Here is a 20,829-nt window from a genome sequence, read left to right on the forward strand (position 1 = left end):
CCCGTACGGGGTGCGGGGGCGTCGCCCCCGCTTCGGGGTGCCGGGCGGAGCCCGGGCACCCGGCGGGGTCCGGGGCGGAGCCCCGGTTTCGGGGAGGGGCGGGGTGGGGGAAGGCTCCGCGCAGCGGGTCCAGCAGCCGCTGCCGGATGTGCAGCGCGCACACGGTGGCCGGCAGCAGGAACGCGGCGCAGCTGGCCAGGCTAGGGGGTGTCCGGCGGATCAGGGCCGGATAGCCCGGGTCGTCTGGCGCCGTGGATTGCAAGGCGGAGGAGGGAGCCCACGCGGTGGGGGCACCTCCCAGCGGTAGCTGGGGGACGTCGGCGACCGACGACAACGCGGCAAGCCGCGGTGCCTGGGGGTCCCCCCGGACGGAGTCTGGGGGAGGGCCGGGCCCGGCCATGATCCGCCGGACACCCCCTAGGCCCCAGCGCCCCCGGGGAGGTCAGCTCCCAGGACACCGCGGCGCCCGTCCAGGCAAGGACACACACCCGGCGCACCCGGGGCATCTCCCCGTGCCTCGTCATCTCCGTCCGGCCTCCCCTCGGCCGGATCGATTGTGTCGATCACCCGGTGCCCTGGACACGGGTCACCGGCCATCTCACCCAAATGAGTGAGGGCCGCATTCGGTGTCCCGAATGCGGCCCTCACCAGGCAAAAGGCGAACTACGGCCGCTACCTACGCGCCGCGCAGCACCGCGCCCGTACGCTCGGCGGCCAGCGCCACCGCCGCGTCGCGGGCCGCCGTGGACTCCTCGGCGGTCAGCGTGCGGTCGGCCGCGCGGAAGCGCAGCGCGTACGCCAGGGACTTCTTGCCGGCGCCGACCTGCTCGCCGGTGAACACGTCGAACAGCCGCAGCGATTCGAGGAGTTCACCCGCGCCCTTGCGGAGCGCCGCCTCCACCGTGGTGGCCGGGACCGACGCGTCCACGATCAGGGCGACGTCCTGGGTGGCCACCGGGAAGGAGGAGATCCGCGGCGCCGTCACGGCCTCGCCGCCGGCCGCGTGGAGGCGGTCGAGGTCGATTTCCATGGCGCTGGTCCGGGCCGGCAGGCCCATGGCCTTGACCACGCGCGGGTGCAGTTCACCGGCGTGGCCGATGACGGTCTCCACCCCGTTCAGGGTGACGATCAACTCGGCGCAGCGGCCCGGGTGCCAGGGGCCGTACTGGCCCTGCCGGACGACCAGCTCGGCATTGGCCTCGCGGGCCAGCGAGCGGGCGGCCTCCACCGCGTCCGCCCAGTCGGCGGGGCGGCCCTTGCCCCACCAGCCGGCCTGCTCGCGGGCACCGGCCAGCACCACCGCGGCGTACCGCGGCTGCGCGGGCAGCGCGGCGTCCAGGGTGGCGATCTCCTCGTCGGTGGGACGCCGGTCCACCGGCAGCCGCACCGCGACCCCGGCCTCGGCACCCGCCCGGAAGACCGAGCCGGTCTCGAACAGCGCGAGGTCGTGGCTGCCCCGGCTGTCGTTCCGGCGCAGTGCGCCCAGCAGGCCCGGCAGCAGCGTGGTGCGCAGCGCCGGCTCCTCGTCGGAGAGCGGGTTGACCAGCTTGACGACCTGGCGGGCGGCGTCGTGCGCGGGCAGCTGGAGCTGGTCGAAGACCTGCTCGCCGATGAAGGGGTAGCTGAGCGCCTCGACGTAGCCGGCGCCGGCCAGCGCGCGGCCGACCCGGCGGTGCAGCACCTGGCGCGGGGTCAGCCCGCGGCCGGAGGGCACCTGCGGGAGGGTGGAGGGCAGGTTGCCGTAGCCCTCCAGCCGAATGATCTCCTCGGCGAGGTCGTTGGGCTCGGCGAGGTCGGGCCGCCAGGTGGGGACGGTGACGACGAGCTCGTCCTGGCCGTGGACGTCGCAGCCGATCTCCTGGAGGCGGCGGACGACGGTCTCCCGGCCGTAGTCCATGCCGGCCACCCGGTCCGGGTGGTCCGCGCGCATGGCGACGGTGCGCGGGGCGACCGGGGCGGCCACCTCGGTGACCCCGGCCTCGGCGGTGCCGCCCGCGAGCAGCACCAGCAGGTCGACGGTCCGCTGCGCCGCCGCGGCGGCGGCCTTCGGGTCGACACCGCGCTCGAAGCGCTTGGAGGCCTCGGAGGACAGCTTCAGCCGGCGGGCGGTGCGCGAGATCGACACGGAGTCGAAGTGCGCGGCCTCGACGACCACATCCGTGGTGCCGGTGACGACGCCCGTCTCCGGGTCGGTGACGGAGTCGGCGATCTCGGTGTTGGCGCCGCCCATGACACCGGCGAGGCCGATCGGCCCGCTGTTGTCGGTGATCACCAGGTCCTCGGCGTCGAGGGTGCGCTTGACCCCGTCGAGGGTGGTGAAGGTCTCGCCCTGCTCGGCCCGGCGCACGCCGATCGCACCGTCGATCCGGGTGCGGTCGTAGGCGTGCAGCGGCTGGCCGAGCTCCAGCATCACGTAGTTGGTGATGTCCACAGCGAGCGAGATCGGGCGCATGCCGGCCTTCTGGAGGCGGCGGGTGAGCCAGATCGGGGAGCGCGCCTCGGGGTCCAGGCCGGTGACGGTGCGCGCGGTGAAGCGGTCGCAGCCGGCCGGGTCCTCGACCTTGACGGGGTAGCCGTAGGAGTTGGGCGCCGGTACGTCGAGCAGCGCGGGGTCGCGCAGCGGCAGGCCGTAGGCGGTGGCGACCTCGCGGGCGATGCCGCGCAGCGACATGCAGTAGCCGCGGTCCGGGGTGACGTCGATGTCGAGGACCTCGTCGACGAGCTGGAGCAGCTCGATCGCGTCGGTGCCGACCTCGTGCTCCGGCGGCAGCACGATGATGCCGTGCGTGCCGTCGTCGCCCATGCCGAGCTCCTCGCCGGAGCAGATCATGCCGTGCGAGGTCTTGCCGTACGTCTTGCGCGAGGCGATCGCGAAGTCGCCGGGCAGGACGGCGCCGGGCAGGACCACGACGACCTTGTCACCGACGGCGAAGTTGCGGGCGCCGCAGACGATCTCCTGGGGCTCACCGGTGCCGTTGGCAGAGCCGACGTCGACGGTGCAGAAGCGGATCGGCTTGCGGAAGCCCTCGAGCTCCTCGATCGTGAGCACCTGGCCGACGACCAGCGGGCCCTTGAGCCCGGCGCCGAGCTGCTCGACGGTCTCGACCTCGAGGCCGGCGTCGACGAGGTGGTGGGCCACATCGCGGCCGGTGGTGCCGGCGGGGAGGTCGACGTACTCCCGCAGCCAGGAAAGCGGGACCCGCATCAGATCTCCATCCCGAAGGGCCGGGTGAAGCGCACGTCACCCTCGACCATGTCTCGCATGTCTTCAACGTTGTGGCGGAACATCAGCATCCGCTCGATGCCGAACCCGAAGGCGAACCCGCTGTAGACCTCGGGGTCCACGCCGCAGGCAATGAGCACCTTGGGGTTGACCATGCCGCAGCCGCCGAGCTCGATCCAGCCTTCGCTGGAGCAGGTGCGGCAGGGCCGGTCGGGGTTGCCCACCGAGGCGCCACGGCACACGTAGCACTGCATGTCCATCTCGGCGGACGGCTCGGTGAACGGGAAGAAGTGGGGGCGCAGCCGGGTGGTGGTGCCCTCGCCGAACAGCTCCTGCACCATGTGGTCCATGGTGCCCTTGAGGTCGGCCATGGTCAGGCCCTTGTCCACGGCGAGCAGCTCGACCTGGTGGAACACCGGGGTGTGCGTGGCGTCCAGCTCGTCGGTCCGGTAGACCCGGCCCGGGCAGACGATGTACACGGGCGGGGTGCGCTCCAGCAGCGAACGGGCCTGCACCGGGGAGGTGTGGGTGCGCAGCACGACACCGGACTCGTCGCCTTCGGTCCCCTTGGGGCCCTGGACGAAGAAGGTGTCCTGCATCTGGCGCGCCGGGTGGTCGGGCGTGAAGTTGAGGGCGTCGAAGTTGAACCACTCCGCCTCGACCTCGGGACCCTCGGCCACCTCGTAGCCCATCCCGACGAAGATGTCCGCGATGCGGTCCATCAGCGTGGTCAGGGGGTGGCGGGCACCGGCGGGGACGCGGTCGTGGGGCAGCGTGACGTCCACGGCCTCCTCGACCAGCACGCGCTCGTCACGCTCGGCCTCGAGCTCCACCGTGCGGGCCCCGAAGGCCTTGTTCACGGCGCCGCGGGCCTGGCCCACGCGCTTGCCCGCCTCGGCCTTGGCCTGCGGCGGCAGGGCGCCGATCTCGCGGTTGGCGAGCGCCAGGGGCGAGCGGTCGCCCATGTGCGCGGTCTTCGCCTCGCGCAGCGCGTCGAGGTCGCCGGCGGACGCGAAGGCAGCGAGCGCCTCGTCCCGCATGCGCTCGATCTCTTCCGGTTTCAGTGCCTCGACCTCGACAGGGTCGTACGACTTGTTCGGTGCCGACATCTCTTCCCGTACTTCCGATGGGCTGGCTGGTGGTCCGTGCTGGCTTGGGGGCTCGCTCAGGAGCCGCTGGGGCTCGACACAAGGACACAAGGGTGCCAAAGGACGAGTCTAAAGGCCGCTGGGGGTGAAGGGGCCCGTGGGCCGCCTGGCGGGACGCTCCGCAGTGCTACTGCGTGAGGTAGGCCGGCGCGCCGACGGGCAGGATAAATCGGAATTCGGCGCCGCCGCCGGGGCCGCGGCCGACCGTGATGGTGCCGCCGTGGGCTTCCACGATGCCCTTGACGATGTACAGGCCCAGGCCGGTGCCGCCGCGCTTGCTGCCCCGCCAGAAGCGGGTGAAGACGCGGGCCATCGACTCTTCCGGAATGCCGGGGCCTTCATCGTGCACGGTGACGGCGGTTCCCTTCTCGTGCGGGCTCACATCGATGGTGACCGTTCCCTCGCCGTGCCGCACCGCATTTTCCAGCAGATTGCCCAGGACCTGATCGACCTTGTCCGGATCGGCCCACAGATCGGGCAGCGGGCGGCTCACCCGTACGAGGAAGCGCTCGGGGGCCTGGCCGTTCGCGGTGAGCGCCTGGACGTGCCGGCCGACGGCGGTGGCGATGTCCACCGGCTGGCGGCGGACCTCCAGCCGGCCGGAGTCGATGCGGGAGATGTCGAGCAGCTCGGCGATCAGCCGGGTGACCCGGTTGGCGTCGGCGTCGACGGTCTCCAGCATCAGCCGCTTCTGGTCGTCGGTGAACCGCTCCCATTTGGCGAGCAGGGTGGCGGTGAACCCCTTGACCGAGGTGAGCGGGGACCGCAGCTCGTGCGCGACGGTGGCGATCAGCTCGGCGTGGCTGCGTTCGGTGCGGCGGCGGGCCTCGGTGCCGCGCAGGGTGACGACCAGGCGGCGCAGCGGCCCGGTGGGGTGGGTGCGGATGTACTCGGCGGAGACCAGGACCTCCCGCCCGCCGGGCAGCAGCAGGTTCCGCTCGGGCTGCCGGCGCCGGGTGGCGAGGCCACCGTACGGGTCGGTCAGCGCCCACCAGCGGCGGCCCTCGAGGTCTTCCAGCGGCAGGGCCCGGTCGATCCGGGTGCCGAGGGCGGCGGCGGAGGGGGTGGCGGTAATCCGGGCGGCGGCCCGGTTGAAGCAGATGACCCGGCCTGTGTGGTCGGCGACGACAAGCCCGTCGGGCAACTCGTCGGGGTCGATCCCGTAGCCGCCGTGGGGCGGGGGTTCCTGCGCGGGGATTCCCGTCAGGGGCTCGCCGGCACGGGGCGCGCAGGCGGTCGCGGGCACGTCACCGGCGGAGTCGGCGGATCCCGCTGAGCCGGTGGGCTGCTGGGGCGCTGCTCCGGCCCGGCCCCGGCCGGGGGCGGCCCCCGCGGACTGCCGCGGGGAGCTGTTCGTACCGACGGTCATGTCCCCGTACCCCACATCTCCGAGGAGCGCAGTGGGCCCCCCGGGCCGTCACATTACTAGCTGGGGGTCACGGAGCGGCACCCTCCGGGCGCCCGCTGTGCTCGCGCGGAGGCGTACAGGCACACGGCGGCGGCGGTGGCGAGGTTGAGGCTCTCGGCCTTGCCGTGGATCGGGACCCGGACCACCGCGTCCGCGAGCGCCCGGGTCTCCTCCGGCAGGCCCCAGGCCTCGTTGCCGAAGACCCAGGCGGAGGGGCCGCCCATGGTGCCCGCATCGAGCTCGGCGTCCAGGTCGTCCTCGCCCGCCCCGTCGGCGGCCAGGATCCGTACGCCGGCCGCGCGCAGCCCCGCGACGGCCTGCTCGACGGGGACGCCGACCGCCACCGGGAGGTGGAAGAGGGAGCCCACGGAGGCCCGTACCGACTTGGGGTTGTAGAGGTCCACCGAGGCGTCGGTCAGCACCACCGCGTCCGCGCCGGCGGCGTCCGCGCAGCGCAGTACGGTGCCGGCGTTCCCGGGGTCGCGGACGTGCGCGAGGACGGCGACCAGCTTGGGCTCGGCCGCCAGGACGGCCTCGAACGGCGAGTCGAGGAAGTGGCAGACCCCGACCAGCCCCTGCGGGGTGACGGTCTGCGAGACCTCGGCGAGGACGTCGTCGGAGGCGTAGTGCACCCGGGCTCCGGCGGCCAGGGCGGCGTCGACGATGTCGGCGTAGCGCTCGGCGGCCTCGACGGTGGCGAACAGCTCGATCAGGGTCGCGCCCTGCTCGCCCCGGTGCGCCACGGCCTCGCGGACGGCCTGCGGGCCCTCGGCGATGAACCGGCGCTCCTTGGTGCGGAAGTTGCGCCGCGCCAGCCGCCTGGCGGCGGCCACCCGCGGGGATCGGGGGGAGATCAGCTCATCGGGGGTGCGCATGGTCTCAGGGTTCTCTCTCGGGTTCCGGAGCGCGGCTCCGGGCGGGGGATGCCCCTACGGTGCGGGGCGAACGCACACGGACCCGCAGGCAATCGCCTGCGGGTCCGTGGGTGCCGACTGCTTTTACGCCGTCGGCCAAGCCTTACGCAGCAGCCTTGGGGGCGTTGACGTCGGCCGGGAGGGCCTTCTGCGCAACCTCGACCAGCGCGGCGAACGCGTTGGCGTCGTTGACGGCCAGCTCCGCGAGGATCTTGCGGTCCACCTCGACGTTGGCGGCCTTCAGACCCTGGATGAGGCGGTTGTACGTCATGCCGTTCTGGCGGGCAGCGGCGTTGATGCGCTGGATCCACAGCTGACGGAAGTCGCCCTTGCGCTTCTTGCGGTCGTTGTAGTTGTAGACCAGCGAGTGGGTGACCTGCTCCTTGGCCTTGCGGTACAGGCGCGAACGCTGACCGCGGTAGCCGGAGGCCGCCTCGAGGATCGCCCGGCGCTTCTTGTGGGCGTTTACTGCCCGCTTGACGCGTGCCACTTGTTAACTCCTTGTAGCGGGGCCGTGGTTGTCTTCACACGGCCCGAATTCGATTGGGTCCCGGTCTCGACGTCCCGCTCCCGGCAGGAGGGAGCGGAAGGACGTCACTTGCCGAGAAGCTTCTTGATCTTCTTGGCGTCGGCCGGGGCCATCTCGGCGTTGCCGGTGAGGCGACGCGTCAGGCTGGACGGCTTGTGCTCGAGCAGGTGGCGCTTGCCGGCGCGCTCACGGAGCACCTTGCCGGAGCCGGTGATCTTGAAGCGCTTCTTGGAACCGCTGTGGGTCTTGTTCTTCGGCATAGCGCCGTTATCTCCTCGTCGGTGGCGCCCCCGCCGATCCGTTTCCGGACCGGCGCACGGGAGCGTCAGTTGTGTCGGTTGATCCGGGACGGGCTGTCCCGGTATCAGGCCTCGGCGTTCTCCTCGGCGGCGGCTTCCTCGGCGGGAGCAGCCTCCTCCGCGGGAGCCTCGTCCGTGGCGGCCTGGCCCTGGCGCTCGGCCTTGCGGGCAGCCTGCGCCTCGCGGGCCTCGGCCATCGCCTCGGTCTTCTTCTTGTGCGGACCGAGAACCATGATCATGTTGCGGCCGTCCTGCTTCGGGTTCGACTCGACGAACCCGAGGTCCTGGACATCCTCCGCCAGACGCTGCAGCAGTCGGTAGCCGAGCTCCGGCCGGGACTGCTCGCGACCACGGAACATGATCGTGATCTTGACCTTGTCGCCCTGCTTGAGGAACCGAACGACGTGACCCTTCTTGGTGTCATAGTCGTGCGGGTCGATCTTCGGCCGGAGCTTCATTTCCTTGATGACCGTGTGCGCCTGGTTCTTGCGCGCCTCACGGGCCTTCATGGCCGACTCGTACTTGAACTTGCCGTAGTCCATGAGCTTGCAGACCGGCGGCCTCGCGGACGCCGCAACCTCGACCAGGTCGAGGTCGTACTCCTGAGCAAGCTCCAGGGCCTTGGCAAGCGGAACAATCCCGACCTGCTCGCCGCTGGGACCGACAAGTCGCACCTCGGGAACGCGAATCCGGTCGTTGATGCGGGGCTCGGTGCTGATGGATCCTCCTCGGTTGCACCTCACGGCTGTCCGGCAGACAACCGCTTGACGTCTGTTCGTCTGACCGGCCACATCCGGAACGCAAAAACGCCCCGGACGGGACACAGGCAGCAGCTCCAGAACACAACCGGAGCACCGCCGCGTCGACCGCGGGGCGCAGACTCGGGCGGCTTTCCATCGTCCGTACGGAACGATGGATGCCACCTGACCGGATGACCTGCCACCCCGGAGGGCAGTCAGGTGGGAGTTCGGAGCCTCCACTTGTGGGCCGGGGACATACGTCTCCGGCCGGTCGTCACACAAGGTTAGCACCCACGTCCCGGGAGGACCAATCCTGGTGCCGCCCCGGCCACCGCTTATGGTGAAGGACATGACTGACGCGACCCCCACTGCTGCTCCTGCCGGCTCCGCCGCCCCCGACTACGACACCATGACCCGTGACATCGCGGACGTGCCCGCGGTCGAGGTGATCACCACGGTGGCGGTCCACCTGCTGAGTGCCGCGGCGGTCAACCTCGGCCTGGACAAGCCGGACTCCGAGCACAAGGACCTGGACGAGGCGCGCAAGCTCATCACCGCGCTGGCCGGCCTGGTCACGGCGAGCGCGACCGAGATCAGCTCCTTCCACGCCGCTCCGCTGCGTGACGGTCTGAAGTCGCTGCAGCTGGCCTTCCGCGAGGCCTCGATCGTCCCGGACGAGCCGGGCCAGGGGCCGGGCGAGAAGTTCACCGGACCGGTTTACGCCTGATCCGATCCTCCTGCAACGCGGAAGCGGGCGTCCCCGAGGGGGACGCCCGCTTCCGCGTTTCGGCAGAGTTCAGCAGGGTTCAGCGGACGAAGAACGCCTCACCGGGCGGGGCCGGGGCGGCGGCCGGCAGCAGGGCCAGCTCCAGCCCGCGGACCAGCCGGGCCCGCAGGGTCTCGTCCGCCGCCAGGGCGCGGGCCACCCGGCCCGCTCCGGCCGCCGGGTCGGTGCCCTCGGCGAGGACCACGGCGAGGATGCCGTCGGCCGAGGCGCCCCCGGGCAGCAGGTGGGCGCGGAGCACCGTGGGCTCTGCCGCCACGGCGGCCCGTACGGCTTCCCGGACCGCCGGGTCGGCGAGCGGGTCGGCGTCCGACCGGCCCTCGGCGAGCGCCAGCAGGGCCGGGCCGGTCAGCTGGTAGGTCACCGGGCCGGCCAGGTCCAGGACCACGGTGTCCGCCTTCTCGTGGGCGGCTGCGCGCAGCGCCTGGTGCAGCGGAACCGCCACCGGGCGGGCCGCCGGGTCCCAGCGGGCCAGCGAGGCGATGGAGGTGAAGGCGGGCAGGGCCCGCCGGTCCCCCGCCGTCAGGGTCGGCACGGCCATGTCGCTGGTCTTCTCGCGCTTCAGGCCGGTCTCCGGGTCGGTCTCCACCTCACCGAGCACCGCAACCACGGGCACCAGCAGGCGGGCGTCGCGCAGCGCCGCCAGGACCTCCGGTTCCTTGGTTCTGTCCGCCGCCCAGGCGGCCAGGGCCGCGCTCAGCCGGGGATCGGCGGAGCCGTCGTCGTCGGAGAAACCGGGGTCTGGGATGTTCTTCTGCGCCACAGTTACCCGACCCTATCCGGTACGGCCGGTACGGCCGCGCCGCACCAGTACGGCGGCCAGCCCGAGCAGGGCCAGCCCGGCGATCGCGGCGGCCGGGGCGAGCACCCGGACCGGGCGCGCGGGCGGCTGCACGGCGGCCGGGCCGGGCCCGAAGTACCGGGCGGTGTGGGCGACGGGCGTCGGCAGGGCGGGCTCCGGGGTGATCCGCTCGGCCGCCTGGAGGGCGGCGACCGGGTCCACCAGGCCGTGCCCGCGGGAGTCGTCGCGGCCACCGCCCGGGCTGTCCGTGGCGGTGTCCTCGAGCAGCCGCTTGATCTGGGCCGGGGAGAGGTCCGGGTGGGCCGACCGGACCAGGGCGACGGCCCCGGAGACGAAGGCGGCGGCGGCGCTGGTGCCCCAGCCCTCGTAGTACTTGCGGTCCGGGTCGGGGATGACCACGTCCACGCCGGGGGCGCTGACCGTGGCGTACCAGTGCCGGGTGGAGAAGCGGGCCTTGCGTCCCTTGCGGTCGACGGCGGTGACGGCGATCACCCCGGGGTAGGCGGCGGGGTAGGAGACGGGGTTTCCCTTCTCGCCGCTGTTGCCGGCCGAGGCGACCACGACGACGCCTTTGCCGAGGGCGTACTGGACGGCCTCGTCCTCGGCGGCTTCGTGGTGCGCGGACCTGCTGTCGTCGCCGAGCGAGAGGTTGATCACGTCGGCGCCGTTGTCGGCGGCCCAGCGGATGCCGTCGGCGAGCGCGCCGCCCTTGCTGCTGCGGGCCTTGGCGCGGGCCGGGTCGCCCTCCTCGAGGATCACGCGGATGGGGAGGATCTTCGCGGCGGGGGCGATGCCGAGGACGCCGTCGCGGCGGTCGGGGCCATGGCCGTGGCCGGCGATGATCCCGGCCATGGCGGTGCCGTGGCGGGCCCAGCTGCGGTCGCCGCGGGCCGCGCCGAGGCCGACGAGGTCGGTGCCGGCGAGGACCTGGCCGTCGAGGTCGGGGTGGGCGGAGTCCACGCCGGTGTCGAGGACGGCGACGGTGATGCCTTCGCCCCGGGTGGTGCCCCAGGCCTCTTCCGCGCGGAGCGCGGTGAGCCCCCACTGCCGGTCCCGGATGGCATCCGCAGCAGCAGGCGGCACCCCCACCCCAACCACCACCCCAACCCCCACCACGAGAACCACCCCAACGGCCCGAACCCGCTCAGCCCGCCGAAGCGGCCCGGGACGCAGCCCCGCAACCGGTTCCGGAGCCGCGGCGTGGCACGCCGGGCCACAGGGGCGCGCAGCGCCTGGAACGGGCCCCGGGGCAGGTACCGGGCGAAGCCCGGACGCCGTGCGGGGCACGGGGCGCAGCCCCGCGATCGGTTCCGGGGCCGCTGCGCGGCACGCCGGGCCGCACGGGCGCGCAGCGCCCGGAACGGGCCCGAGGCGGAGCCCCGGGGCGGGTCCCGGGCGAAGCCCGGACGCCGCGCGGGGCGCGGGGCGCGGCCCCGCAACCGGTTCCGGGGCCGCCGAGCGGCACGCCGGCCCGCACGGGCGCGCAGCGCCCGGAACGGGCCCGGGGCGGAGCCCCGGGGTGGGGTCCGGGGCTGGGCCCCGGTTTCGGGAAGGGGCGGGGTGGGGGAATGGCTCCGCGCAGCGGCAGGCCACGGTCATCGCTTCGGCTCCGGGCTAGGCGGCGCCACACGTGCGCCGAGGGACTTTTCGACACCGCCGGCGACCGCCCGCACCGCATGGCCGAGGCCCGCCCGGGCCACCGCCCCCTCCGTCTCCGGGTTCATCGCCTCCTCCGCGGTCAGCGGCCGTTTCACGGCCCGTCCGTCGGCGAACGCCGACACCGCGTACACGACGACCGGCGCGTCCGACCGTACGGACACCGTCCAGGCCGCCCGCTGCTCCGCGGCGAAGCCCAGCCCGGGCGGCATCGGAAGCCGGTCGCGGAGCCCGTTCACGGCTTCGGGCCCGGCCTCGGCCGGGGTGAACACCAGCCCGACCGTGACCAGGGTGCTGCGGGTGACATCGGCGTACGTGGCCCGCAGGACCCGAGTGCAGCCGGGCCCGGCCAGGGCCTGCTGCCAGTCCGCCGGGAGGGCGTCCGGGCAGGCCGCGTCGGGGACGACGGCGATCCGGGTCCAGGCACGGTCGGCTCCGCCGGGGCCGGTGCCGTCGGTGTCCAGGCGTGGCGGGAAGAGGGTGTCCACGGGGGCTTCGTGCCAGAGGGTGCCGGCCCGGCGGTACAGCTCCTCGGCGGAGGGCGGCCGGGCCGCATCCCGGCGGTCCTGCCAGGCCGCCCAGCCGGCCCCGCCGATGAGGACGAACCCAAGGACCGCGCACAGCGCAGCCCCAGCCAGCCCACGGCGCCCGCTGAACCCGGCGCTCGCCGGGCCGGACCCGGCGACCGGGCCAGAGGTAGGGGCGGGCGCGGCGGGCCCCGGTATGGGAGCGTCCGGAGCCGAGCCGGGCACGGCAAGGGTCGGACTCCGGTCAGCCGCGGCCAGGCCGGAGGCGGCAGAGGCCTGGCCGGGCACGATGCCCGCCGGGCCGCGCAAGGCGGCGGTCGGACCGGACGCAGCGGAGCCAGGGCTGGGCACGCCGGTGGCCGGGTCGGGGTCGGCGGCCGGGCCGGAGGTAGGGGTGGGCGCGGCGGGCGCCGGTATGGGAGCGTCCGGACCCGGGCCGGGGACGCCAGGAGCCTGGCCGGACGCTGCAGAGCCCGGGCCGGGGGCGGCGGCCGGGCCGACGGTGGGCGCGGCAGCCTGGGCGGCGGCCGGGCCGACGGTGGGCGCGGCAGCCTGGGCGGCGGCCGGCGCGGCGGGGGCTGGGCCGGGGGTGCTCGCGGCTGCGGCTGGTGCCGGTGGTGCCGTGTGTGGGTCGGTCGTCGTCATGCGGCGGCTCCGCCCCCCGTTCCGTACCGCGGCTGCCTGCCCGTACTCTACGGCGCCCCGGCGCCGTAGGAACCGGGGCCTCGGGCCCCTACCCACCGGTAGGGCGGTCTGGCAAGCTGCGCCCCATGACTTCCCCCGCCGCGGACCGGGCCCGCTATGACCGGGCCACTGCCCATCTCGATGCCCCGCTCGCCGTCGTGGATCTCGACGCCTTCGACGCGAACGCCGCCGACCTGGTGCGCCGGGCCGGCGGCAAACCGGTCCGGGTGGCGAGCAAATCGGTGCGCTGCCGGGCTCTGCTCGAGCGGGTGCTGGCGCAGCCCGGGTTCGCCGGGATCATGTCGTACACGCTGGCCGAGTCGGTCTGGCTGGCCCAATCCGGGTTCGAGGACGTGCTGCTTGCCTACCCGTCCACCGACCGGGCGGGCTTCGCGGAGCTGGCCGGTGATCCCAAGCTCGCCGCCGCGGTCACGGTGATGGTGGACGATCCCGCGCAGCTGGAGCTGATCGACCGCGCCCGCGACGGCGGCCGGGAGGAGATCCGGGTCTGTCTGGAGCTCGACACCGCCCTGTCGCTGTTCGGCGGCCGGGTGCGGGTCGGGGCGCGGCGGTCGCCGCTGCGGGATCCGGCCGGGCTGGCGGAGCTCGCCCGGGTGGTGCAGCGCCGGGACGGCTTCCGGGTGGTCGGGCTGATGGCGTACGAGGGGCATGTGGCCGGCGTCGGCGACGACCTGGTGGGACGGCCGCTGCGGTCGCGGGCGATCCGGCTGATGCAGGGCGCGGCCCGCCGGGAGCTGGCGGCGCGCCGGGCCGAGGTGGTGCGGGCCGTACGGGCGGTCGTGCCGGAGCTGGAGTTCGTCAACGGCGGCGGGACCGGGAGCGTGCAGGAGACGGCCGCCGAGGAGGCGGTGACGGAGGTCGCCGCCGGGTCGGGGCTGTACCTGCCGCGGCTGTTCGACAACTACACCTCCTTCCGCGGCCGGCCGGCCGCGCTGTTCGCGCAGCCGGTGGTGCGGCGGCCGGGGGTGGGGGTGGTGACGGTGCTGGGCGGCGGCTATCCGGCCTCGGGGGCGGCGGGCGCCGACCGGCTGCCCGTGCCGTACCTGCCGCAGGGGCTTCGTTACGACCCGCAGGAGGGTGCCGGGGAGGTGCAGACCCCGCTGCTGGGCAGCCCGGCCGACGATCTGCTGATCGGCGACCGGGTCTGGTTCCGGCATGCCAAGGCGGGTGAACTGTGCGAGCGGTTCGCGGAGCTGCACCTGGTCGAGGGCGACCGGGTGACGGCCACCGTCCCGACGTACCGGGGCGAGGGCCGTACGTTCCTTTAGAGCGGGGTGACGTACGCCCCCGAGATGCCGCCGTCGACCAGGAAGTCGGTGGCGTTGATGAACGAGGAGTCGTCGCTGGCGAGGAAGGCGACCGCGGCGGCGATCTCCTCGGCTTCGGCGAACCGGCCGACGGGGATGTGGACCAGGCGGCGGGCGGCCCGCTCCGGGTCCTTGGCGAACAGCTCCTGGAGCAGCGGGGTGTTGACCGGCCCGGGGCAGAGGGCGTTGACGCGGATGCCCTCGCGGGCGAACTGGACGCCGAGCTCGCGGGACATGGCGAGGACGCCGCCCTTGGAGGCGGTGTAGGAGATCTGGGAGGTGGCGGCGCCCATGATGGCCACGAACGAGGCCGTGTTGATGATGGAGCCGCGTCCCTGGCGCTGCATGTAGGGCAGAGCGGCCTTGCAGCAGAGGTAGACGGAGGTGAGGTTGACGTCCTGGACCCGCTTCCAGGCCTCCAGCTCGGTGGTGAGGATGGAGTCGTCGTCGGGGGGCGAGATGCCGGCGTTGTTGAAGGCGATGTCGACGCTGCCGTAGGTGTCGAAGGCGGTCTTGAACAGGGCCTCGACCTCCTCGGGGTCGGTGACGTCGACCTTGACGAAGGTGCCGCCGACCTCCTCGGCGGCGGCCTTGCCGGCCTTCTCGTCGATGTCTCCGCAGACCACGTTGGCGCCTTCGGAGGCCAGCCGGCGGGCGGTGGCGAGGCCGATGCCGCTGCCGGCTCCGGTGATGACGGCGGTGCGGCCGACCAGGCGGCGGCAGACGTTCTCTTCGGTGCGGTCGGTCATGTGCTTCAGGCCTCCGTGCTGATGAAGACGTTCTTGGTCTCGGTGAAAGCGGTGAGGGCGTCGGGGCCGAGTTCGCGGCCGAGTCCCGACTGTTTGTAGCCCCCGAAGGGGGTCCAGTAGCGGACGCTGCTGTGGGAGTTGACGGAGAGGTTGCCGGCGGCCACGGCGCGGGAGACGCGGATGGCGCGGCCGACGTCGCGGGTCCAGAGGGAGCCGGAGAGGCCGTACTCGGTGGCGTTGGCCAGGCGTACCGCTTCCTCCTCGTCCTCGAAGGGGAGGACCACGGCGACCGGGCCGAAGACCTCTTCGGTGGCGACCGGCGCGGTGGGGTCGCAGCCGGTGAGCACGGTCGGGGGGAACCAGAAGCCGGGGCCCTCGGGGGCGGTGCCGCGGATCGCCTCCGTGCCGTCGGGGACGTAGGAGCGGACCCGGTCCAGCTGGGTCCGCGAGATCAGCGGTCCCATCTGGGTCTTCTCGTCGGACGGATCGCCGACCCGGACGGCTGCGATGCCGGGGGCGAGCAGGTCCAGGAAGCGGTCGTACACCTGGCGCTGGACCAGGATCCGGGTGCGGGCGCAGCAGTCCTGGCCGGTGTTGTCGAGGAAGGCCATGGGTGCGGCGGCTGCTGCGGCTTCCAGGTCGGCGTCCGCGAAGACGATGTTGGGGCTCTTGCCGCCGAGTTCAAGGGTGACGCGCTTCACCCGGTCGGCGCACTTGGCCATGATCTGTTTGCCGACCGGGGTGGAGCCGGTGAAGACGATCTTCGCCACACCGGGGTGTTCGACCAGGGCGTTGCCGGTCACCGGTCCGTGGCCGGGGAGCACCTGGAAGAGGTGCTCGGGGATCCCGGCTTCGAGGGCGAGTTCGGCGAGCCGCAGGGCGGTGAGGGGGGTGGTCTCGGCGGGCTTGAGGATGACGGCGTTGCCCGCGGCGAGCGCGGGGGCGAGGCCCCAGGCGGCGATGGGCATCGGGAAGTTCCAGGGGGCGATCACCCCGATGACGCCGAGGGGTTCGAGGAAGGTGATGTCCAGGCCGCCGGGGACCGGGATCTGGCGGCCGGAGAGCCGCTCGACCCCGCCGGCGGAAAATTCGAGCAGGTCGCGGACGTTGCCGGCTTCCCAGCGGGCGTTGCCGATGGTGTGGCCGGCTTCCTGGACCTCGAGCTGGGCGAGTTCCTCGATGTGGCCGTCGACCACGGCGGCGAAGCGGCGCAGCAGCCGGGCCCGGTCGGCGGGTGCGGCGGCGGCCCAGCCGCGCTGGGCGGCGGCGGCCCGTACGACGGCCTCGTCTACCTCGTCCCGTGTGGCGGCCGGGACGAGGGCGACGAGTTCTTCGGTGGCCGGATTCAGCACTCTTGTATTGAGCGGGGCCAGCGCATCGGACACGGAGGGCCTCACAGTCGTTCGAAGGAGCGGCGCAGTTCCCAGTCGGTCACCGCGGAGTCGTAGGCGTCGAGTTCGACGCGGGCCATGTTCCGGTAGTGGGCCACCACTTCGGGGCCGAAGGCGGCCTTGGCGATCTCGCTGTTCTCCCAGAGTTCGGCGGCTTCGCGCAGGGTGGTGGGGACGTGCGCGTAGTCGCCGGTATAGGCGTTGCCGGTGCAGGGGGCGGGCAGTTCGAGGCGGTTCTCGATGCCGTAGAGGCCCGCTGCGACCAGGCCGGCGACGGCGAGGTGGGGGTTGACGTCGCCGCCGGGGAGGCGGTTCTCGAAGCGGGTGGACCGGCCGTGGCCGACCACTCGGAGGGCGCAGGTCCGGTTGTCCACGCCCCAGGCGACGGCGGTGGGGGCGAAGGATCCTGGCCGGAAACGCTTGTACGAGTTGATGTTCGGGGCGTAGAGAAGGGAGAAGTCCCGCAGCGCGGCCAGCTGGCCGGCCAGGAAGTGCCGCATGACCTCGGACATGCCGTGTTCCGGGCCGCTCCCGTCGCCGGCCATGGCGTTGCGGCCGTCGGCATCGGTGAGCGAGAGGTGGATGTGGCAGGAGTTGCCTTCGCGCTCGTCGAACTTGGCCATGAAGGTGAGCGAGACGCCTTCCTGGGCGGCGATCTCCTTGGCCCCCGTCTTGTAGACGGCGTGCTGGTCGCAGGTGACCAGGGCCTCGTCGTAGCGGAAGACGATCTCGTGCTGGCCGAGGTTGCACTCGCCCTTGGCGGACTCGACGGTGAGGCCGGCCGCCCGCATGTCGTTGCGGATGCGGCGCAGCAGCGGCTCGATGCGGCCGGTGCCGAGGACGGAGTAGTCGATGTTGTACTGGTTGGCCGGGGTCAGGCCGCGGTAGCCGGAGTTCCAGGCCTGTTCGTAGGTGTCCTGGAAGACCATGAACTCCAGCTCGGTGCCGACCTGGGCGGTGTAGCCGAGGGCGGCGAGACGGTCGAGCTGGCGGCGCAGGATCTGCCGGGGGGCGGCGACCACGGGGGTGCCGTCGTGCCAGGCGAGGTCGGCCATGACCATCGCCGTGCCCTCGTTCCAGGGGACCCGGCGGAGGGTGGAGAGGTCGGGGTGCATGGCGAAGTCGCCGTAGCCGCGGTCCCAGGACGACATCTCGTAGCCGTCGACCGTGTTCATGTCGGTGTCGACGGCCAGGAGGTAGTTGCACCCTTCGGTGCCGTGGCCCATGACCTCGTCCAGGAAGAAGGGCGCGGCGAACCGCTTGCCCTGGAGCCGTCCCTGCATGTCCGGGAAGGCCAGGACGACGGTGTCGATCTCGCCGCTGTCCACGAGGGCACGGAGCTCCTCGGGCGCCAGCGGCGGCTTGCGGTCTACCACGGGAATCTCTCCTTCGGTGAGCCGAGGACGCCTAAGGTATTGAATGGAACCATTACTTGGGAAGAGTCTTCGGGAACCTTTGAGAAGCTTCGGGGAACAGGGGAGGCGACCACATGACGGACACAGCAGACACAGCAGGCATGACGGGCGGGGCGGTCGAGGGCGGGGCGCTCGAGCGGCTGAACCCGGTGCTCCGCCAGGTGCGGGCGGGAAACGGCTTCGAGGAGGCCCTGCAGCAGATCCTCCAGGTGGTCCGGCTGGGCCTGGTGCCGGCCGGTGGACGGCTGCCGGCGGAACGGGAGCTGGCCGAGCGGATGGGCATCAGCCGGGTCACCCTGCGGGAGGTCCTGAAGGTGCTCCAGGACCAGGGGCTGGTGGAGGCCCGGCGCGGCCGGTACGGCGGAACGTTTGTCCTCCCCCGGCCCGACACCCCGGCCGGCGCCGCCGAGGAGGAGCTGCGCCGCCGGGTGGCGGGGGTGGACATCGAGGACGTGCTGCGTTTCCGCGAGGTGCTGGAGGTGGGCGCCGCCGGACTGTGCGCCACCCAGGGGCTGACCGCCCCGGCGGCGGCCCGGCTGCGCGGGGCGCTGGCCGCCACCCATGACGCACCGCTGACCGAGTACCGGCGCCAGGACACCCTGTTCCACCTCACCCTGTGCGAGCTCGCCGGGTCCGCCACCCTGACGGCCCAGTACGCCGCCGTCCGGGCCACCGTCAACGACCTGCTGGACTGCATCCCCCTGCTGGTGCGCAACCTCGAACACTCGCAGCAGCAGCACAGCACCCTGGTGGAGGCGGTGCTGGAGCGGGACGCCGAGGGGGCCCGCGAGGTGATGCGGGAGCACTGCTGCGGCACGGCGGCGCTGCTGCGCGGATTCCTCGCCTGAGCCGCCCGAGCAGGTCACTGAACAGGTCACGGGGAGGTTTTCGTAACCGCTGTTTTACGCAAGGGTCTTGCGCGTTCCGCCCCACTGGCGCAAAGGTACGCCCCACAACCATTGCCCAGGCAGGAGCGCACATGGCCGACGACATCGCACCCGCGCCACCCGTATCCCCGGCTCCCTCCCCCGAATCCACCTATCTGGAGCGCCGTACCCTGCGGCGCGGCAGCGCCGGCTGGCTGCTGCTGACCGGCCTCGGCGTGGCGTACGTCGTCTCCGGCGACTTCTCCGGCTGGAACATCGGCCTGGCGGAGGGCGGGTTCGGCGGCCTCGCCATCGCCACCGTGCTGATGGGCACCATGTACGCCTGCCTGGTCTTCTCGCTCGCCGAACTCTCCGCGATCCTTCCCACCGCGGGCGGCGGCTACGGGTTCGCCCGGCGGGCGCTCGGGCCCTGGGGCGGCTTCCTGACCGGCACCGCCATCCTCATCGAGTACATCCTGGCCCCCGCCGCGATCGTCATCTTCATCGGCGACTACGTCGAATCCCTGGGCCTGTTCGGCCTCACCTCAAGCTGGCCGGTCTACCTCGGCTGCTTCGTGATCTTCATCGGGGTGCACCTCTGGGGCGTGGGCGAGGCCCTCCGCTTCTCCCTGGTGGTCACCGCCATAGCCGTCGCCGCGCTGCTGATCTTCGCGGTGGGGGCGTTCACCGAGTTCGACGCGAGCGGACTGGACGACATCGCGGTCGACACCGCCGCGGCCGGCTCCTCCTCCTGGCTGCCCTTCGGCATCCTCGGCATCTGGGCGGCGTTCCCCTTCGCCATGTGGTTCTTCCTCGGCGTGGAGGGGGTTCCGCTGGCCGCGGAGGAGGCCAAGGACCCGGTCCGGTCCATGCCGAAGGCGCTCGCCATCTCCATGGGCATCCTCGCGCTGCTCGCCCTGATCACCTTCTTCGCGGCGACCGGAGCGCAGGGCGCGGACGCCATCAAGGCCGCCGGCAACCCGCTGGTCGTCGCCCTGGAAGGGGACGGCGGCCCCACCGCGCTCAGCCGGTTCGTCAACTACGCGGGCCTGGCCGGCCTGGTGGCCTCCTTCTTCTCCCTCATCTACGCCGGTTCCCGCCAGCTGTTCGCCCTCTCCCGGGCCGGCTACCTGCCGCGGTTCCTGTCGCTGACCTCCCGCCGGAAGGCCCCGTACCTGGGCCTGGTCATCCCCGGCGCGCTCGGCTTCGCCCTGGCCGCGGCCAGTGGGAACGGCGCCCGGATGCTCAACATCGCGGTGTTCGGCGCGACCATCTCCTACGCGCTGATGGCGCTCTCGCACATCGTGCTGCGCCGCCGCGAGCCCGACCTCGCCCGGCCGTACCGCACGCCGGGCGGTGTGCTGACCTCCGCCACGGCCCTGGTCCTCGCCCTGTCGGCGCTGGTCGCCACCTTCCTGGTGGACAAGGACGCGGCATTCATCGCACTGGCCGTGTACGCCGTCGCCCTCGCCTACTTCGCGATCTACAGTCGGCACCACCTGGTGGCCTCGGCTCCGGAGGAGGAGTTCGCCGCCCTGGCTGCAGCCGAGGCGGAACTCGCCCGCGACTGACCGTCTCCCGCTCCCGTCTCACCCCCTGTGGAGGTAACTACCGTGCCCAGGCCGCTCATCGGCATCACCACCTACGTGGAGCCGTCCACCCGCTACGGCGTGTGGGACGTCCCCGCGGTCCTCTCCCCGATCGGGTACCACCGGCTCGTCCAGGCGGCGGGCGGCGCGGCCGTGCTGCTGCCGCCCGACGCATCCGAGTCGGCGGCGGAGGTGCTGAGCCGGGTGGACGGCCTGGTCGTCGCGGGCGGCCCCGATCTGGACCCGGTCCGGTACGGGGCCCGGCGCGACCCGCGCACCGTCCCGGGCATGCCGGAGCGGGACGAGTGGGAGCTCTCCCTGATCGGTGCGGCGGTGGCGGAGGGGGTACCGATGCTCGGCATCTGCCGCGGCATGCAGGCCCTGAACGTGGCGCTGGGCGGCACGCTGATCCAGCACATCGACGGGCACTCGGCGGGCAACGGCGTGGTCACCTCGCACCCGGTCCGCCCGGTCCCGGGCACCCGGTACGCGGCGCTGGTGCCGGAGGAGGCGGAGGTGCCGACGTACCACCATCAGGCGGTGGACGTGCTCGGCCGCGATCTGGTGGTCTCGGCGCACGCCGTGGACGGCACGGTGGAGGCGATCGAGCTGGCGGGCGACCCGTGGGTGGTGGGCGTCCAGTGGCACCCGGAGCGCGGCACGGACACCCGGGTGATGGCCGGCCTGGTCCGGGCCGCCTCCCGGGTCCCGGCCTCCCGCGTGCCCGCCCCGGTGGGCTGACGCCCCCGGGTGACCCCGGCGCACCCCGGCAGGATC

Annotated in this window: 19 protein-coding genes; 5 read left to right on the plus strand and 14 right to left on the minus strand. The window is 73.1% G+C overall.

Translation table 11 applies throughout. From position 1 onward, the window contains the following. The 8 genes from ABT123_RS23085 to infC form a co-directional block, all read right to left on the minus strand. A partial coding sequence (locus tag ABT123_RS23085; protein WP_351317770.1) for a hypothetical protein occupies nt 1–262 on the minus strand: 262 nt, incomplete at its 3' end. Nucleotides 263–676: 414 nt separating this feature from the next. After that, nucleotides 677–3,205: a phenylalanine--tRNA ligase subunit beta gene (gene pheT / locus ABT123_RS23090; protein ID WP_351317772.1), complete on the minus strand. Its 2,529-nt coding sequence runs from the start codon at nt 3,203–3,205 to the stop codon at nt 677–679. Then, nucleotides 3,205–4,332 carry a phenylalanine--tRNA ligase subunit alpha gene (pheS, locus tag ABT123_RS23095; RefSeq protein WP_351317774.1) on the minus strand — a complete coding sequence of 376 codons (1,128 nt, stop codon included), beginning with the start codon at nt 4,330–4,332 and terminating at the stop codon, nt 3,205–3,207. Before pheS ends, pheT begins: the two co-directional genes overlap by 1 nt. 166 nt (nt 4,333–4,498) lie before the next feature. After that, nucleotides 4,499–5,740, minus strand: a complete 1,242-nt coding sequence (locus tag ABT123_RS23100) for a sensor histidine kinase (RefSeq protein WP_351317776.1) — start codon at nt 5,738–5,740, stop codon at nt 4,499–4,501. Between the two features lie 56 nt (nt 5,741–5,796). Then, nucleotides 5,797–6,654 (minus strand): TrmH family RNA methyltransferase, encoded by an 858-nt coding sequence (locus ABT123_RS23105; protein WP_351317778.1) that lies wholly within the window; start codon nt 6,652–6,654, stop codon nt 5,797–5,799. 142 nt (nt 6,655–6,796) lie between these two features. Next, on the minus strand, nt 6,797–7,183 hold the full coding sequence (gene rplT, locus ABT123_RS23110; protein ID WP_351317780.1) for a 50S ribosomal protein L20: 387 nt from the start codon (nt 7,181–7,183) through the stop codon (nt 6,797–6,799). A 104-nt stretch (nt 7,184–7,287) separates the two neighbouring features. After that, entirely contained in the window at nt 7,288–7,482 is a 195-nt protein-coding gene (gene rpmI / locus ABT123_RS23115) for a 50S ribosomal protein L35 (protein ID WP_351317782.1), read from the minus strand. A 104-nt stretch (nt 7,483–7,586) separates the two neighbouring features. Continuing rightward, nucleotides 7,587–8,264 carry a translation initiation factor IF-3 gene (infC, locus tag ABT123_RS23120; protein WP_351317784.1) on the minus strand — a complete coding sequence of 226 codons (678 nt, stop codon included), beginning with the start codon at nt 8,262–8,264 and terminating at the stop codon, nt 7,587–7,589. 346 nt (nt 8,265–8,610) lie between these two features. Here infC and ABT123_RS23125 point away from each other — a divergent pair, with 346 nt between their 5' ends. Then, the gene (locus ABT123_RS23125) at nt 8,611–8,988 is read left to right on the plus strand and encodes a DUF1844 domain-containing protein (RefSeq protein ID WP_351317786.1); all 378 of its coding nucleotides are present in this window, start codon (nt 8,611–8,613) and stop codon (nt 8,986–8,988) included. Nucleotides 8,989–9,067: 79 nt separating this feature from the next. Here the strand turns inward: ABT123_RS23125 and ABT123_RS23130 are convergent, their stop codons facing one another. The 3 genes from ABT123_RS23130 to ABT123_RS23140 form a co-directional block, all read right to left on the minus strand. Continuing rightward, complete coding sequence (locus ABT123_RS23130; protein WP_351317788.1) at nt 9,068–9,808, minus strand: SseB family protein; 741 nt, start codon at nt 9,806–9,808, stop codon at nt 9,068–9,070. Between the two features lie 12 nt (nt 9,809–9,820). Then, nucleotides 9,821–10,948, minus strand: coding sequence for a type VII secretion-associated serine protease mycosin (gene mycP / locus ABT123_RS23135; RefSeq protein WP_351317790.1), 1,128 nt, complete (start codon nt 10,946–10,948; stop codon nt 9,821–9,823). A gap of 494 nt (nt 10,949–11,442) precedes the next feature. Next, nucleotides 11,443–12,675 (minus strand): hypothetical protein, encoded by a 1,233-nt coding sequence (locus ABT123_RS23140; RefSeq protein WP_351317792.1) that lies wholly within the window; start codon nt 12,673–12,675, stop codon nt 11,443–11,445. A gap of 125 nt (nt 12,676–12,800) precedes the next feature. On the opposite strand from ABT123_RS23140, the gene ABT123_RS23145 reads away from it, so the two are divergent. Next, nucleotides 12,801–14,003, plus strand: coding sequence for an amino acid deaminase/aldolase (locus ABT123_RS23145; protein WP_351317794.1), 1,203 nt, complete (start codon nt 12,801–12,803; stop codon nt 14,001–14,003). Here the strand turns inward: ABT123_RS23145 and ABT123_RS23150 are convergent. From ABT123_RS23150 to ABT123_RS23160, 3 genes are read right to left on the minus strand one after another with little or no spacing between them, the layout of a single operon-like run. Further along, nucleotides 14,000–14,791, minus strand: coding sequence for a 3-oxoacyl-ACP reductase (locus ABT123_RS23150; RefSeq protein ID WP_351317796.1), 792 nt, complete (start codon nt 14,789–14,791; stop codon nt 14,000–14,002). The two genes, ABT123_RS23145 and ABT123_RS23150, sit on opposite strands and share 4 nt — an antisense overlap. Before the next feature lie 5 nt (nt 14,792–14,796). Continuing rightward, nucleotides 14,797–16,176: an aldehyde dehydrogenase family protein gene (locus ABT123_RS23155; RefSeq protein ID WP_351317798.1), complete on the minus strand. Its 1,380-nt coding sequence runs from the start codon at nt 16,174–16,176 to the stop codon at nt 14,797–14,799. Between the two features lie 8 nt (nt 16,177–16,184). Beyond that, nucleotides 16,185–17,558, minus strand: coding sequence for a glutamine synthetase family protein (locus ABT123_RS23160; protein ID WP_351317800.1), 1,374 nt, complete (start codon nt 17,556–17,558; stop codon nt 16,185–16,187). Nucleotides 17,559–17,671: 113 nt separating this feature from the next. Between ABT123_RS23160 and ABT123_RS23165 the strand changes: the two genes are divergently transcribed. The 3 genes from ABT123_RS23165 (at nt 17,672) to ABT123_RS23175 (ending at nt 20,793) form a co-directional block, all read left to right on the plus strand. Continuing rightward, nucleotides 17,672–18,445, plus strand: coding sequence for a FadR/GntR family transcriptional regulator (locus ABT123_RS23165; RefSeq protein ID WP_502971025.1), 774 nt, complete (start codon nt 17,672–17,674; stop codon nt 18,443–18,445). A gap of 131 nt (nt 18,446–18,576) precedes the next feature. Continuing rightward, the gene (gene eat, locus ABT123_RS23170) at nt 18,577–20,034 is read left to right on the plus strand and encodes an ethanolamine permease (RefSeq protein ID WP_351317802.1); all 1,458 of its coding nucleotides are present in this window, start codon (nt 18,577–18,579) and stop codon (nt 20,032–20,034) included. A gap of 42 nt (nt 20,035–20,076) precedes the next feature. After that, nucleotides 20,077–20,793 (plus strand): gamma-glutamyl-gamma-aminobutyrate hydrolase family protein, encoded by a 717-nt coding sequence (locus tag ABT123_RS23175; RefSeq protein WP_351317804.1) that lies wholly within the window; start codon nt 20,077–20,079, stop codon nt 20,791–20,793. Nucleotides 20,794–20,829 lie beyond the last annotated feature (36 nt).

The sequence above is a fragment of the Streptomyces sp. NPDC002054 genome (assembly GCF_040296685.1).
Taxonomy (GTDB): domain Bacteria; phylum Actinomycetota; class Actinomycetes; order Streptomycetales; family Streptomycetaceae; genus Streptomyces.

What these genes read in the sequence shown, in the direction of transcription:
- pheT (WP_351317772.1), bottom strand. Translation starts at nt 3,205, where the DNA reads ATGCGGGTCCCGCTTTCCTGGCTGCGGGAGTACGTCGACCTCCCCGCC.
- pheS (WP_351317774.1), bottom strand. Translation starts at nt 4,332, where the DNA reads ATGTCGGCACCGAACAAGTCGTACGACCCTGTCGAGGTCGAGGCACTG.
- ABT123_RS23100 (WP_351317776.1), bottom strand. Translation starts at nt 5,740, where the DNA reads ATGACCGTCGGTACGAACAGCTCCCCGCGGCAGTCCGCGGGGGCCGCC.
- ABT123_RS23105 (WP_351317778.1), bottom strand. Translation starts at nt 6,654, where the DNA reads ATGCGCACCCCCGATGAGCTGATCTCCCCCCGATCCCCGCGGGTGGCC.
- rpmI (WP_351317782.1), bottom strand. Translation starts at nt 7,482, where the DNA reads ATGCCGAAGAACAAGACCCACAGCGGTTCCAAGAAGCGCTTCAAGATC.
- ABT123_RS23125 (WP_351317786.1), top strand. Translation starts at nt 8,611, where the DNA reads ATGACTGACGCGACCCCCACTGCTGCTCCTGCCGGCTCCGCCGCCCCC.
- ABT123_RS23140 (WP_351317792.1), bottom strand. Translation starts at nt 12,675, where the DNA reads ATGACGACGACCGACCCACACACGGCACCACCGGCACCAGCCGCAGCC.
- ABT123_RS23145 (WP_351317794.1), top strand. Translation starts at nt 12,801, where the DNA reads ATGACTTCCCCCGCCGCGGACCGGGCCCGCTATGACCGGGCCACTGCC.
- ABT123_RS23150 (WP_351317796.1), bottom strand. Translation starts at nt 14,791, where the DNA reads ATGACCGACCGCACCGAAGAGAACGTCTGCCGCCGCCTGGTCGGCCGC.
- ABT123_RS23165 (WP_502971025.1), top strand. Translation starts at nt 17,672, where the DNA reads ATGACGGACACAGCAGACACAGCAGGCATGACGGGCGGGGCGGTCGAG.
- eat (WP_351317802.1), top strand. Translation starts at nt 18,577, where the DNA reads ATGGCCGACGACATCGCACCCGCGCCACCCGTATCCCCGGCTCCCTCC.